Source organism: Chitinophaga sp. Cy-1792 (genome assembly GCF_011752935.1).
Taxonomy (GTDB): Bacteria; Bacteroidota; Bacteroidia; order Chitinophagales; family Chitinophagaceae; genus Chitinophaga.
Map to the genome: position 1 here is coordinate 142,947 of NZ_VWWO01000001.1, position 14,512 is coordinate 157,458.

The following is a 14,512-nucleotide window of genomic DNA, read 5'->3' on the forward strand; positions in this document are numbered from 1 at the left end:
CTGCTTGAAAGATATCACCGTTTTCTGAAATTTTGCGCAAAGATAAACGTTTTTATCTCAAAAATTCAGCGATAATGAAAAAAAAGGAGGCCTTTATATAAGACAATTGAGGGTCAACAACTTATAACTTAAAAATACACCAATTTTTTTAGAGAATTTTCCCGTTTTTTTACCAGTCAAATGCGGGAAAATTTATATATAATTTTTACTAATATATTAACTTGCCGCCGAACTGCTAAACTGCATGCTGTGGAGCTTGTAATAAAAACCTTCCAGCTTCAATAACTCTTCATGGCTTCCCATCTCCTTAATCTCTCCCTTATCCAACACAATAATCTTATCTGCTTTACTAATCGTTGATAACCTGTGGGCTATAATAATCGCCGTCCTGTCCGCTATCAACTTGTCAATCGCATGCTGTATCAAGGCCTCCGATTCCGTATCCACGGAAGAAGTAGCCTCATCCAATATCAGGATAGCCGGATTATATAATAACGCCCGCACGAACGATATCAGCTGACGCTGTCCCAGCGATAAAGTACTACCCCTTTCCATCACCTGGTAATCATACCCACCCGGCAACTGCATGATAAAATCATGAATACCAATGAGTTTTGAGGCTGACTCCACCTCTTCCCGGCTGATAGCCTCGTTATGCAAGGTGATATTATCATAAATGGAGCCACTGAAAAGGAATACATCCTGCAACACCACTCCTATCCTGCTACGTAAAGCATGCAGCGAGTACTCCGGCAACGGAATGCCATCTATCTTTATACTACCCTTCTGGATCTCATACAGGCGATTCAATATGCTGATAATAGTGGTTTTACCAGATCCGGTATGCCCTACTATCGCCACGGTATCGCCCTGCTTTGCTTCAAAATCAATGTCTTTCAATACATACCGGTCCTCTACATAGGCAAAGGATACATGATCGAAGCTGATGGCTCCTTTCATATCCCTGCCATCCTGTTTCCCATGATCCGGGATATAATCCTCATTGTCTAAAATCTTAAATACCCTTTCGCTGGCCACCATACCCATTTGCAGGGTATTGAACTTATCCGCCAGCATACGAAGCGGCCTGAACAGCATATTCAGGTACATGATAAAGGCAATCATCACCCCCTGGGTTACTTCGTAATTCAATACCTTATTGGATCCCCACCAAACCATCAATCCCAGCGAAATGGCCAGGATAATCTCTACTACAGGGAAAAACACAGAATAAGCGAATATCGCATCGATATTGGCGTCTCTATGGTCTTTATTAATCTGCTTAAATCGGGCAAATTCACGCTTTTCGCCGGTAAATGCCTGTACTACTACCATTCCGGTAATATGTTCCTGTACAAAGGCATTCAGGGCCGAAACCGCGTTGCGCACCCGGTAAAATGACTTATTTACACTCTCTTTAAAAATATAGGTCGCGATAATCAGGATTGGGAAGGGCGACAAACTAACCAGCGTAAGGCGCCAGTCTTCAATAAACATCACCGTCAGAATGGCGATGATCATCAGCAAATCAGCTACTATACTGATTATACCTTCAGAAAACACATCATTGATAGCTTCTATATCATTGATGGTACGGGTGGTCAGGGTACCAATCGGGGTTTTGTCGAAAAAGGCCAGGTTCAGGTGGATGATCTTCCTAAAGACTGTTACCCGCATATCTTTTACGACGGATTGTCCCAGCCAGTTGGTCAGGTAGGAAAAGAAAAACCTTACTACTGTTTCCAACAGCAGTAAGGCTATCTGTAATACGGTCACCAGCACTAACATACGTACGAGCTGGTTCGCAATATATTTATCAACGGTTACCTGGATGAGGTATGGCCGCAACGGTGAGATTACCGCCAATACCACAGTGAGTACCATGGAAACATAAAATGAGCGCTTATAGGGTTTCGCAAAGGAAAAAATCCGTCTAAGCAGGCTGAAATCAAATACTCTTTTTGCTGCCACGTTACTCACGGTCGTTGATCTATTAGTTAGTCTATGATTACTTATCGTCTTTCATGATCTGCCTGTAAGCTTTAATGAATATAGCTCCCAGGTTTTTGTGCGGAGGAACGTAATCGCTGAACAGCTCTTTATTACGTGCATCTCCTGCAAATTTCTTCGCTAAACCTGCCCACATCTGCACCCAGTCGATATTTTTTCCACTCAGGATTACATCTTCCAAGCTACGAATAATTGGCTCGTTCACAAAACGGGTACCTACCTGTTTGGAAGAAATAATATGTGCATCCGGCGCTTTCTGCAATACCACTGCCAGGTTATGATAACCACCACAGGAACCCAGGATCACAATTTTTGCAGAGCTCTGCAGGTTGTCCAGGGTTGTATTTACGTGGTAACTGTGACCACGGTGGATAACTACCGTAGGATGAATATCCTGTTCATCCATGTAGTCTGACAGTTTAGAAATGGCATCTTTATCTGCAGGTTCGTCCAGCGGAAGATTTGCAAAGATAGTGGTTGGCTTTCCTTTCAACGAAGTAATTACCGCCCAGTATTTTTCTTTTCTTACAGACCACTCACCTTTAGGGAAGTTGGTCATGAAGCTGGCAAAGGATTCCTGACCATCTTTATCTCCATAGAAAAATACCTGTTGATAAACCCGGCCGCTATCGCTTTCCAGTGCATTATGTGTAACGAAGTTAATCGGAGGCAGCTGCAATTGGGCTGCCATGTCGGTAGCCTTGGCAGAATCGCCTTCTGATTTGGATTCGGACTCGAACAAACTACTCAGCAGCTGATAGATCACGGTACCACGGTGGTCGTTATGTTTCTTAACATAAGCCAGGTTGTTACGTACCTCTGCACGGAGGAAGTCCAGCAGCTTGGGATCGCGGATACTACCGAATGAGTTGGCTACATCCACGGCGTCTTCCAGGTCTTCTGTTTTCTCCAGGTTCTGTACATACTTCTGCATCAGGTAGTTGGAGTTTTCAGGCGCCATTGATTTCAGGAAGTTGTCCAGGGTATTGAAGCCTGCCGCCATGGCAATAAATTTCTTGAAGCGGTCAAAATTTACCGTCATCAGCAAACTATCGCCACGTGGAGGTTTCATACGAGCCATCATCTGGTCGTAAAGGCCTGCATTGTTGTGGTTGGTATAGCTGGAGGTAAATAATTCTTCCTGTCCGTTGATGATCAGGTAATACAGCTCTTCCGGACTGAAATCATTTACTATTTTGAATCTTACCGGGGCCGGTTCCTCATGAAGGTCGTTCACGGAACGGATATAGATCAGCGATTTTGCCTGCATATTCTCCATCATGGCTTTCATACCAATCGGGTGCTGGCCTTCGCTTTTCATTCGCTGGAGGTTGATCATGGATTTCACCATCTGGCGATAATACTGGCGGTCGTTATCGGCAATTTTTTCCAGTTTTTCCACAGAGGTAGTACCGGCCAGGATTTCATCGATGAAAGGCAGGATACGGGTGCTCTGGGGAGATTTACCGATGCTGACGATCGTTTGCACGATCGGGTCAGGATTACGTTTGATGGCGTTGGCCATTGGCGTATAGGAAGTAGCGTAGGTAAGCACCTGGTTAGGGTACTTGCGTGCTACGGCTGCCACGATGGAGTCCGTACCAGGGTAATCCAGGTAGTTGCTCAGTTTGGGCATTACGGTTTCCAGGTTATCCATAGCATATTTGGTGAATACCATGCCTTTGGCCTGTTTGTAACCTGGATTATCATTAAAGATTTCGATCAGTTTTTCAGAGCCGCCGAAAGAGAGGCCCTGGATGTACGGCGCAATGCTCTGATGTTTGATATCAGCGCGCATCATGTTATGATAAGCCTGTACAATAGCGGGAGCTTCTTCCGCTTCGATCAGATGGTGTGCCCGTTTGAAGTTGTAATCCTTCAGCATGGAGTAAAGACCGGTGAGGTACTTTACTTTCAGGCGATGATCCAGCGTACTGTCCCTTTCGATTTCTACCTGCATGTTATCCACTTCCTTGATAAGGGCATTGGTGGCCTGCAGATTGCTGGTCTGATCGTCTGAAACGCGTACCAGTTCGTCGGCTTTGCCGTCGAACTTATCTGCCATCAATTGTTCTTTATCAATGTTATCATGGAATCCCTGTCTGGAGATAGGGATTTGCAAATGACTGCTTTGCGCATACGTCAGGCCGCCTTGACAGGCAACCAACAACAACATGACTAAAATTTTCCTCATTATTTAATCTCCTTTTCAGCCAACCAAATAGCAAATTTACAACCAATTTGCCTGTAAACATGACTGGCGCTGTTAGTGTCTAGCTTTGAAGTACAAATAAATATGTTTTTTCTATATCTTTATATACGTTAACCAGAAAAAGCTCATTAATAGTAACATACGAAGTCCATTAACTGTTAAAAAGCAGGTCATTATGAATACATTCGTGAGTGACATCTCAGGAAAATCGTTCCCGGAAACCGAAAAAGTAAGTGCTAAACTTATTCGCCCCAGCTTGATGCAGATGATAAAATCTGATCATCCCCGTTTCAATCATAAGTGCCATATTGCTTTATCTGAACTCACACATTACCGGCACCGGTTCTATGAGTCGCTGTTTTCGCAGGAGATGGGCGAGCTGACCCAGGTAGAACGGGAAGTACTGGAGAACCTGAAAAACAATAAGGTACTGACAGATAAGCTGGAAGAAGACGCTGCCAACGTTCATCTTACCCTTGGCGACAGACTGGCGGATAAAATCGCGGAATTCGGCGGCAGCTGGCGGTTTATCATCCTATTCATGCTTTTCATCCTGGTGTGGATGGGCATGAACGTATATTTCCTGCTCAACAAGGGATTTGACCCCTATCCATTCATTCTGCTGAACCTGATCCTCTCTTGCATAGCGGCTTTACAGGCGCCTGTCATTATGATGAGCCAGAACAGACAGGAAGAAAAAGACCGGCAGCGGGCAAGAAACGACTATATGATTAACCTGAAATCAGAGCTTGAAGTAAGAATTCTGCACGAAAAGATCGATCACCTGATCATCACCCAGCAGCAGGATATGCTGGAGCTACAGCAGGCACAGCTGGAATTAATGAACCAGATTATGACAGCCATAAAAAACGGAAATACCAGTAATAATCAGAAAGATACTAATATAAAATCTTCATAAGATAATAGTAAAAATACTTGCTCCGCAAATTTTGTATTAATTTTGAATTGACCGTGAAAATGGGCCAGCATAGTGAATTAACAATTTCATAATGTTATTTTTCCATTAATCACAGGGCACAGAATATAATTTTGTGCCGTCTTTATTAAAGCACAAAGTTTATGATAGACCAAGCCGTAGCTGGAAAAATCCTGGTAGTAGATGATGAGTTGGATATACTTGAAATCATCAGTTACAATCTCAAATCTGCGGGATATGATACTGTAACTGCAAAAGACGGCAACGAGGCTATCCAGAAAGCAAAAATATTCAGACCAGATCTGATTATGCTGGATATCATGATGCCGAATAAGAACGGAATCGATACCTGTCGCGAGATCAGAAAATTCCCTGAGTTTAAAGATACCATGGTATTGTTTTTAACTGCCCTGAATGATGAGAAGTCGGAGATCGACGGACTCAACATGGGAGCAGATGATTACATTGCCAAACCTATCAAACCGAAATTACTGGTAAGCCGCATCAATGCTTTATTCCGCCGTTTACACAAACCGGAAGAAATGCAGGTACAGTTAGGAGATCTTATCATCGATCGTGAGAAATTCACCGTGACCTACAAAGGTCAGGAGATCATCCTTGCCAAAAAAGAGTTTGAGCTGTTGCAATTGCTGGCATCCAAACCAGGCCGCGTATTCCTTCGCAATGAAATCCTGAACCAGGTTTGGGGTACTGAAGTAATCGTTGGCGACCGTACCATTGATGTACACATTCGTAAGATCCGTCAGAAGATAGGGATTGACCTCATCACTACCGTGAAAGGTGTGGGTTACAAATTTGAAATGTAATTTTTTTCCTGCAATATTGGCCGCCTCTGGCGGCTTTCCTTTTTCATATAGTTTTATTCCCCGGAGAAGAGGGGGCTCCTTCGGCGCCCCCTCTTCTCCGGGGTTTTGCCCGGACCTTCGGGCCGGGCAAAACCCCGGAACCGGTTATTCCGGGCTTCATTACCAGACAATTTTATGGCAAGAAAGAAATTTAATGTAATTTCCCACTATTACAATAATTACTCACTTTGGAGTATGTTTAAAACGAAGAACCTTTCCCCGCAAAAGCTGGCGGGATTTACAGCTCTAGTTGTTTCGATAGTAATAGCTCTGGGTAGCCTACTGGTCAGCAATGATTGGAAAATAGCGGCAGGCGCATTCCTGCTCACTTTCCTGGTATCATATTATCTCTACCTGTACACACTTCAGAATTTTATCTACAGAAAAATAAAGCTCATCTACAAATTCATCTACCAGACAAAAGCGTCTAAAAGAGAAGAATTTTTTAACAAGAACATTCTCCCTTTAAAAACCATTGAAGAGGTAAGCGAAGACGTAGAAAAGTGGGCCAGCCAGAAAAAAGAAGAATTGGACAACCTGCGCAGAAATGAGGAATTCAGGAAAGAATTCCTGCTGAACCTCTCCCATGAACTGAAAACGCCCATCTTTGCCGTACAGGGTTATATCCACACCCTGCTCGACGGCGCCCTGGAAGATCCAGGTGTAAACAGGCTGTTTCTGAAAAACGCTACCAAGAATATCGATCGTCTTTGCCGTCTCCTGGACGACCTGGACGAGATATCCAAACTGGAAAGCGGCGAAATGACCGTTAATACGGAAGATTTCGTGATCCAGGACCTGTTGAAAGATGTTTTCGACACCCTGTCGCTGAAAGCGAATACCAAAGGCATCAAATTCAGTATCAAGAAAGGCTGCGAACAGCCGATGCATGTACTGGCAGATAAAGAAAAAATCCGTCAGGTACTGATTAACCTGGTGGATAACTCTATCAAATACGGTAAACAGGATGGTCATACCATCGCCAGCATCTACAACATGGATGGCAAACGTGTACTGATAGAGATCTCCGATGATGGTATCGGTATGTCAGAAGAACACCTCCCACGCGTGTTTGAACGCTTCTATCGTACAGACCGCGCCCGTAGCCGCGATATCGGCGGTACCGGTTTGGGCCTGGCCATCGTAAAACATATCGTGGAAGCGCACGATCAGTCTATCACCGTAAGAAGTAAACCTGAAATTGGCAGCACCTTCGGCTTTACACTGGAAGCCGGGAAAGGAGAATTCTGATTTTAGAAAAATATACAGTAAAAGGGCCGGCCAAAGCAATGCTATAGCCGGCCCTTTTACTGTATTACCAGTACTTTAGAACCTATACTGTATCCGACAGGTCAGCACATTATCCCTGATATCTTTTGTATAACCAGGCAAAGAGGTTGATTCGTTTTTCACCCAGTCGTAGTACACCGTAAACTTCAGGTGCTCATCAGCATAATACAGGTATCCCACACCAAGTGTGTTATAGCGTATATCCGCTTCCGTAGTACCGGAACCTGGCGCACCAATCTGCTTGCCTTTCACGTCCTTATTGGGGTCATACCAGTCGTAACGTACCACCACCTGGTGTTTCAGACTTCCAAGGTTCTGGATAAAATACAGGTAGGCACCATCAAAATTACGGATGTATAAAGGTGCATATTTACCGGCAGGATCCAACGGAATAATGCCGGGCGTTTCTGTTGTAAACTGTGTAGCTGTCTGCTTTCCACGAATATATTCCGCCCTGAATTGCGTCCAGCCTTTATTAGGTCCGTTAGGGATTTTCAGCTGCATGTCTGCACCATAATAGTGGCGGGGTGCAATCTCACCGGCATTGGTAAGGGAAGAATCTACCTTGAAAGACGTTCCTTCCATTTTATAGATGTAATTGGTAAACTGCTGCATGCCGCCGTAGAGCACAGAAGCCCCACCGGATAGCAGCCATTTACGCTTATTCAGGACTACCGGCTTAAAACCGATGCGGCCTATAAAGTCTTTGTGGCTATCGAAATCACCGGGTCCTGTTAGTCCCTGCCCGTTAAACATACCTGCATCTATCTTCAGGAAGTATAATGGATGATCTTTTCTTCTTGGTTCAAAAGACACCATTCCACCCAGGTCTCGCTCAGTTTTCATCAGTATCTGGGACATACGGCCTCTTTCGGGCGTTTCACGATCTGCGGAAGAGAGGTTTACCTCATAACCGAACGGGCGGGCAAACATCCCTGTAGCCAGACTCAATACATTAAATTTTGTTTCGAAGAAACGGCCGTAGAAGTCACGGATAAATACGCCCCTTTCCGTACCGTCGAACTGAAAGGCAAACTGCACCACGGGCATATCCTCTTTGTTGTAGCGTTCATAGTCGACACGGATACGGCCCCTGCGGAGGGTCCAGCGGTTATCAGACTGCGGGAGGAAGTCGCCACCGGCGTAACTTTTGGCACCACGTTGTGAAATTACCTGGAACTGTGGCTGGATATAGCCGCTGAAGCGGAGGGCATCGTATTTATGGTACATGGACAGCATTCCTTTTCCCATTTCAGAGGTCGTGTCTATCATATCCATGAGAAACTGGGCGCGCGTAACGATAGAAGAACACAGCAATACACACGACAAGACTAAGATTTTGGCTGCACGCATTTCGAGATTGATGATTTGGGCGCAAAAGTATGGAATCAGGAGAACAAATTTCATGGCCGGATTGCTCAGCGCTTTTCGTTAATCGTTAGTTAATCATTTAACAGAACAGTTCCAGGTAAGGTTTTTTACGGCCATTTAGCGGAACTTCTATCTTCGAAAACTACACTACTCGACATGAAAGCAAGTACCCTACTACATTGGAGGGGGCTGGTGGAGAGCGCAATTGCTATCACTGACAATAACATGTCTCTGGATCTATCTATTACAGACGTTGCCACCCAGCTCTCTGTTGACGCCCAGACATTAGGACGCCGCTTTGAGGATTTGAAACAGGAGTCTTTTAAACAGTTTACCAGAAGAAGGAAAATCGAAAACGCTGGTGGTTTACTCCGACACTCATCATTCTCTATCTCCCAAATTGCTGAATTATGTGGTTATACTAATTCAGCCCTTAGCAAAGCATTCTCCCAGGACCTTCACATCTCTCCCACAGCCTACCGCGACCAGCCATACCTGGATAATGAAGATGAAACATTGTACCGGACCAAAATCATCACTTCTGCAGCGCATGAAATGATGCCTGACATCTTCTCGCTGGATAATACCGTAGAGATAAAAATGCCGGATGCGACATTGTACTATGCCATGCTTCCCAGCCAGAATGATCCGATCAGGAACATGGTGGCGGTGATGGAGCACTACATCCAGGAATTTACGATTATCAAGTCGACGGTATTTCTGAAGGATGCCAAAATCATCACGGGTACGTTAGATGCCGTACCGGTAACCGTTTACCATAAAATGATGATGTATGTGGGATTGCTGGTGCCTAACGGGCCGGGATATGAGAAAGTACACCGGCAGATGCCATTTCTTGGCCATTATGAATGTCAGCTACATACCAAACAGATAGCAGCCAACAGTTATAAGCACCTAAAAGTAAACATGGGCTTCGCCGATGCCGGCTTGCCCATGTACAATTTCATTAACCATAATTGCCGTGTCGGAAATTTCAAGATGAACAGCAATCAGTTTTTTATTTCTCTTACCGGAAGAAGTACCTGTGAGGTATTCATTCCATGGGAAAGAAGATTCGGTTGTTAGAACTGGAAGTAGATCGGTATCATTGGCTGGGTGCTCTTCACCTGTACCAGCAGCCAGATAAAGGCTACCATTACAGCAACGCTGCCAGCAACAGGGATCTTTGCATAGAACCCTTCCAGTGAAAGCTCCGCTTTCGCCGGCATGAAATGCAGGATAAAGCCCAGGATCATCACCCAGAATACTGCCGTATAACCGGTATAGAGCTCTGGCCAGATTTCTGGCTGGAAGTCGTATGCTATCTGGTGTATCAACGACCATGCATCATGGAAGGTGGATGCTTTAAAGAAAATCCAGCAGAAACATACAAAATGGAAAGTAAACAGGACACCCAGTACTTTCAGTAAGTTGCCCGACCAGCCGCTGAATTTGATCTGTTTCTTTCTCAGGTAGTCTATTCTTACCTTATCGATGGCCAGCATACTTCCGTGCATACCACCCCAGAAAATGAAGTTCCAGCTGGCGCCATGCCAGAAGCCCCCGATAAGCATGGTCAGTCCGAGGTTGATGTACTGACGTACCTTTCCTTTACGGTTACCACCTAATGGAATATAGAGGTAATCACGCAGCCAGCTGGACAAAGAAATATGCCAGCGACGCCAGAACTCAGTAATTGAACTGCTCTGGTAAGGAGAATCGAAGTTTGGCGGGATCTTGAAACCTGTCCAGCGGGCAATACCCAGCGCCATATCCGAGTAACCGGAGAAGTCGCAATAAATCACCAGGGCATAGCCATAAACTCCCAGGAGGCATTCCAGGCCGGTATGCTTGCTTGGGTCGTCGAAGATGTATTGTACAAAGTTCTGGTAGATGAAATCCGATATTACTATCTTCTTAAACAATCCACTGATAATCAAATACATACCCTTACCTATATCATTAGATTCTATGAAATAGGGTTTAGAGATCTGCGGGATAAAATCAGCAGCACGAACGATAGGGCCCATCATCAGTTTAGGGAAAAACGAGAGGAAGAAGAGGTAATCCATGAAATTATCCACGGGCTCGATTTCATCTCTGTAAACATCGATGGTATAGCTAAGATTTTCGAAGGTATAGAAAGAGATACCGATTGGTAAGATCAGCTTCAGTAAAGGGATATGACCGGCGGTCATATCATTGATCATACCGATAAAGAAGTTGGTGTACTTGAAATAGAACAGCAGTCCGAGATTGAGGACGATACTGAATATCAGTAGTGTTTTCCGGAAAGACTTATCCTTCGATCGATGTATGGCCTTGGAAAGGTTAAAGTCTACGATGGCGGAAAGTATTACCAGGCCTACATAGTATCCGCAGGCTTTATAGAAGAAGAACAGGGAGAAGAGTGTATAAACCCAGACTCTTCCTGCTTTGCTTTTGTGTACCGCCAGGTAGCACATCAGGAAAACAGCAAAGAAATAGAAGAAGAAAGCGCTATTGAAAAGCACCGGATCATTCGGGTCATAACGCAGCAGATTCAACAGCTTGTTGATGTCAATCATTGGATGTTAGTATGTTTTCTTTGTTTCAGCCAGATATTTTCTATACGCTCCCTGTATAGCTTCGTTGAGCAGCTGTCCTTGCAGCTGGTAGCCTTTTACGCTGAAATGCACATGATCCGGGGCCCAGAGTTGACTGAACCGGGCACGTTGTATTTTGTTGACAGCATTAAAGTTCCAGCAGGCAAGTCCGTGTTCGCGGGCGTAGCCCTCGATTTGCGCAGATGCCATGGCGATATACGGGTTGGGAGTGACAGTGGTTTTGGCGTATTTTCTCCATTTACCATGTACCTTTTTGCGATAGCTGCTATGGGTTACACGCATACAATCGGGCGGGGTGGTCAGGAGGATACATACGGCGGGATTCTGTTCTCTGAACAGGGTGACCATTTTGTCGATTTCATTTCTGAACGTCAACGCATCAAATCTGCCATAGGCTTCATTGGTACCCAGGGAGATGATCACCAGGTGTGGTTTCATGACAGCGGTTTGTGCCAGCAGGATATTACTGAAATCGTTGTAATGCTGGTACATGGCGCCATTGATGCCCACGCTGGAATAGATCAGGCCATGTTCGCCATTGCGCAGGTAAGCGCCATAGAAGCGGAATGGTCCTTTGGAAGTATTTTCAAATTTTACGGAGAATGTCTGTTGGAGTTCCTGGTAGGAAAGGGCTGCTCTTTGAATGGTAGGAGAACCAGTAAAGGGCATGGGGGTGACAACGATATCAGCCCCGTTGGAGATGACGTTTGAAGAATCATTTCCCGGATCGTAGAAGATATCGGCCTCATTGAAGGAGTTCTCGATAAAAGAATCCTGGCGGCCTAAAAAGCTTAATGAAGGGGAGTTGGTGTTGGTATTGATAACAATAGCGCCAGGGCCCAGTACCGGTGATTTATAGCGGTCAACTACCCTTTCGCTGTTCCATTTTACGGGACTGCTCCAGCGGTAATCTTCGGGGCCATTGGTTCCTGCAAGATTGTAGGGAAATACGAAGCCTCTGCCTGCGTTTCCAAATTGCTGCTGCATCATACCACCATTTGTTTGCGGGAAGTAACCTGCCTGCACATGGGAATCGCCCAGGTGGAGTATGGATACTACGCTGGTATCTGCATGCTGTAATAATTTGAAAACACGATATAAGGCTGAATCCTGCTGGATAGTATTATCGCCGTTGAAGGTGTTCTGCGCGCCGGCTTTAGATCCTGCGAGCAGCATCACCAGGGCGATACTACTGAATATTGTTTTTCTGACCGTACTCATTCATAATAGCTTTATACAGCAGCGCCGCTACTTTAGACGCTCCCAGTCTGTTAAAATGTGTGTAATCCTTGTTCGCACCAGGGGTATCACTTTCTACCCACTTCACCATTGATCCTTCACCACCCATTGCTGCATACAAGTTCCAGTAGGCGGTACCATGTTGTGCCGCCAGCTCGTGTTGCACAGATAACAGCGCTTCTACACCGGGAGCCGTAACGTAATGATCACCTTTTCTGTACGACTTATCGGCGGTACCGATGATCAGGAAGGAAGTTCCCGGGAAGTCGTTTCGGAGGTTGTCCATTACTTTGGTCATCGGGCGTTCGTACCAGCTATAGTCTGTCAGTTCCGGCTTCCAAAGTACATTGGCGCCATAGTGCAGTACTACGAGGTCGTACGGGCGTTCTTCCTGCATTTTTTTGACCATATCAGCGGAAAGGTGTCCTAATTCAACGCCGCTGATTCCTCTGAAGGAGTAGTTGTCGACATAGATACCGTTATCACTTTCGAAGCACACGCCGTAAAGAGGGCTTTGTGTGCCGCTGGCATATTTGATGGTCATTCCCTGCTGACCTGTATCGAGGCGCAGGTCTAATTTGTTTACAGCATCGTTACCGGCAAGCGTGTAGGCTTTGTCGTTAACGGTGATGCCTGTACCGGCGGATGGTCCGTAGAGTACTTCCACTTCATCGAATTTATCGAGGCGTGGTTTCTTTACGGGTGAATATTTTGCCCAGCTGCTGGAAGACGGCACGAAGGTGTGTCCCGACAGGCCGAGGGCAATATTTGCTGGTGGATCTTTCTTATAACTGTAGTCTGTCCAGTCTTTGGAGAAAGTATGCGTGATCGTTGTTCTGAACGACGCCACAACGGAGGTGATAGGAACGAATCCTACTCCCTGTCCGCCAAAGAATAGCTGGAGACTGTCTCTCAGGTCACCTGTGATGAGGTCACCTTCGATCATGGAATCGCCGAAATAGGCGATACGAACTTTTTTACGTTTGCCTGCTTTCAGGTCGGCGAGGGCCTGGAGGAAAGCGTGCATACCGGCGCCATCTTCCCCGTATTGTGCAGCAGCATACTGCATAATACCGGTATACGACATATAGTCGTGGTGTGCATCCGGATTTGGCAACGTCGTTACTGCACCTGTGCTGTCTTTTACTTTGACAACAGAGTCAGTTGCAGCAGCAGGCCTGCCATCTCCGGTATTACCGGCTAGGGCAGGCCTGTTTTTATCTTCAACTGGTGAAGTCCTGATATCGGACAACATATCCAGTTTTCTGAATTGAAAATCCTTAAATGAAAAGCTGTAGTTCAGCTGGGATAAAGCCACTAAGCAAGCCAATGATCCTGCTATAATTAAGAACGGATAGGCTGCCTTATTCTTGCCAGGCATATTATTCATGAACGGTTAGCATACTCTCGACTACATCCTGACAGACAAGTGGCTTCCGAATCAGGATCCTCTTGCCACATCCATGGCTGCGTCCAGCTTGTAAAGTTTGTAACGATTAATAATAGATGTCACACGTCTGATCCATTCCTGGCCTGCAGAAGAGTATCCGCTATGGTTCATTTTCTGAAGCCATGTGCTGTACTCTGTGCTACCTTTCATCTGACTGAACCATTTTTTCTGGGTCAGGAGTTGAACGAAATGCTCATAAGATGCCACATCAGACAGGTACTGTTTGTAAACAGAACGATGTCCAGGGTTAGTCTGAGACAGGTTATTTTTACCTACAATGCCAAAGTGATTATGCAGCAATTTAGCACTTTTACTCGTACCAGTACCTGATTCCAGCATTGCAATTCCAAGAATTACGCTGGCAGGTATCCCTGTTTCCTGCATCAATTCAATAGAAACAGGTTTAAATTTCTTCAAATAATTGTCTGTGGACTGTTGCGCAAACCCAACATTGCTGAGCATTGTCAATAATAACACCGCACATATCCAGGCTCCTGCTTTGCTCTTGTAGAATTTTATCATTCTCATTAG

At 45.3% G+C, this 14,512-nt stretch carries 11 protein-coding genes; 4 read left to right on the forward strand and 7 right to left on the reverse strand.

The window, feature by feature from the left end:
- Positions 1-216 precede the first annotated feature (216 nt).
- On the reverse strand, positions 217-1,884 hold the full coding sequence (locus F3J22_RS00595; RefSeq protein WP_167013260.1) for an ABC transporter ATP-binding protein: 1,668 nt from the start codon (positions 1,882-1,884) through the stop codon (positions 217-219).
- A 124-nt stretch (positions 1,885-2,008) separates the two neighbouring features.
- Positions 2,009-4,204 carry a hypothetical protein gene (locus F3J22_RS00600; protein ID WP_167013262.1) on the reverse strand — a complete coding sequence of 732 codons (2,196 nt, stop codon included), beginning with the start codon at positions 4,202-4,204 and terminating at the stop codon, positions 2,009-2,011.
- A 193-nt stretch (positions 4,205-4,397) separates the two neighbouring features.
- Between F3J22_RS00600 and F3J22_RS00605 the strand changes: the two genes are divergently transcribed.
- The 3 genes from F3J22_RS00605 to F3J22_RS00615 all read left to right on the forward strand — a co-directional run bounded on the left by F3J22_RS00605 (position 4,398) and on the right by F3J22_RS00615 (position 7,276).
- Positions 4,398-5,141, forward strand: a complete 744-nt coding sequence (locus F3J22_RS00605) for a DUF1003 domain-containing protein (protein ID WP_167013264.1) — start codon at positions 4,398-4,400, stop codon at positions 5,139-5,141.
- Between the two features lie 161 nt (positions 5,142-5,302).
- Positions 5,303-5,986 (forward strand): response regulator transcription factor, encoded by a 684-nt coding sequence (locus F3J22_RS00610; protein WP_167013266.1) that lies wholly within the window; start codon positions 5,303-5,305, stop codon positions 5,984-5,986.
- Between the two features lie 174 nt (positions 5,987-6,160).
- Positions 6,161-7,276, forward strand: coding sequence for a cell wall metabolism sensor histidine kinase WalK (locus F3J22_RS00615; RefSeq protein WP_240154973.1), 1,116 nt, complete (start codon positions 6,161-6,163; stop codon positions 7,274-7,276).
- A 75-nt stretch (positions 7,277-7,351) separates the two neighbouring features.
- Here F3J22_RS00615 and F3J22_RS00620 read toward each other — a convergent pair whose 3' ends face one another.
- Positions 7,352-8,722, reverse strand: coding sequence for a porin (locus F3J22_RS00620; RefSeq protein ID WP_240154974.1), 1,371 nt, complete (start codon positions 8,720-8,722; stop codon positions 7,352-7,354).
- A 120-nt stretch (positions 8,723-8,842) separates the two neighbouring features.
- Here F3J22_RS00620 and F3J22_RS00625 point away from each other — a divergent pair, with 120 nt between their 5' ends.
- Positions 8,843-9,772 carry a helix-turn-helix transcriptional regulator gene (locus F3J22_RS00625; protein ID WP_167013268.1) on the forward strand — a complete coding sequence of 310 codons (930 nt, stop codon included), beginning with the start codon at positions 8,843-8,845 and terminating at the stop codon, positions 9,770-9,772.
- Here the strand turns inward: F3J22_RS00625 and F3J22_RS00630 are convergent.
- Genes F3J22_RS00630 through F3J22_RS00645 form a run of 4 tightly spaced genes read right to left on the reverse strand, consistent with a single transcriptional unit; the run spans position 9,769 to position 14,509 of the window.
- On the reverse strand, positions 9,769-11,253 hold the full coding sequence (locus F3J22_RS00630) for an MBOAT family protein (RefSeq protein WP_167013270.1): 1,485 nt from the start codon (positions 11,251-11,253) through the stop codon (positions 9,769-9,771). The genes F3J22_RS00625 and F3J22_RS00630 overlap by 4 nt on opposite strands.
- Positions 11,254-11,259: 6 nt before the next feature.
- Positions 11,260-12,513 (reverse strand): GDSL-type esterase/lipase family protein, encoded by a 1,254-nt coding sequence (locus F3J22_RS00635; protein ID WP_167013272.1) that lies wholly within the window; start codon positions 12,511-12,513, stop codon positions 11,260-11,262.
- On the reverse strand, positions 12,482-13,912 hold the full coding sequence (locus F3J22_RS00640; RefSeq protein ID WP_167013274.1) for a hypothetical protein: 1,431 nt from the start codon (positions 13,910-13,912) through the stop codon (positions 12,482-12,484). Before F3J22_RS00640 ends, F3J22_RS00635 begins: the two co-directional genes overlap by 32 nt.
- Positions 13,913-13,972: 60 nt before the next feature.
- Positions 13,973-14,509 carry a glucosaminidase domain-containing protein gene (locus F3J22_RS00645; RefSeq protein ID WP_167013276.1) on the reverse strand — a complete coding sequence of 179 codons (537 nt, stop codon included), beginning with the start codon at positions 14,507-14,509 and terminating at the stop codon, positions 13,973-13,975.
- Positions 14,510-14,512 lie beyond the last annotated feature (3 nt).

Bases quoted from the DNA above. Each gene is read 5' to 3' on its own strand.
- F3J22_RS00595 (WP_167013260.1), bottom strand. From the start codon at position 1,884: ATGGTACTCACTGTGGTATTGGCGGTAATCTCACCGTTGCGGCCATAC.
- F3J22_RS00600 (WP_167013262.1), bottom strand. From the start codon at position 4,204: ATGAGGAAAATTTTAGTCATGTTGTTGTTGGTTGCCTGTCAAGGCGGC.
- F3J22_RS00605 (WP_167013264.1), top strand. From the start codon at position 4,398: ATGAATACATTCGTGAGTGACATCTCAGGAAAATCGTTCCCGGAAACC.
- F3J22_RS00610 (WP_167013266.1), top strand. From the start codon at position 5,303: ATGATAGACCAAGCCGTAGCTGGAAAAATCCTGGTAGTAGATGATGAG.
- F3J22_RS00615 (WP_240154973.1), top strand. From the start codon at position 6,161: ATGGCAAGAAAGAAATTTAATGTAATTTCCCACTATTACAATAATTAC.
- F3J22_RS00620 (WP_240154974.1), bottom strand. From the start codon at position 8,722: ATGAAATTTGTTCTCCTGATTCCATACTTTTGCGCCCAAATCATCAAT.
- F3J22_RS00625 (WP_167013268.1), top strand. From the start codon at position 8,843: ATGAAAGCAAGTACCCTACTACATTGGAGGGGGCTGGTGGAGAGCGCA.
- F3J22_RS00630 (WP_167013270.1), bottom strand. From the start codon at position 11,253: ATGATTGACATCAACAAGCTGTTGAATCTGCTGCGTTATGACCCGAAT.
- F3J22_RS00635 (WP_167013272.1), bottom strand. From the start codon at position 12,513: ATGAGTACGGTCAGAAAAACAATATTCAGTAGTATCGCCCTGGTGATG.
- F3J22_RS00640 (WP_167013274.1), bottom strand. From the start codon at position 13,912: ATGCCTGGCAAGAATAAGGCAGCCTATCCGTTCTTAATTATAGCAGGA.
- F3J22_RS00645 (WP_167013276.1), bottom strand. From the start codon at position 14,509: ATGAGAATGATAAAATTCTACAAGAGCAAAGCAGGAGCCTGGATATGT.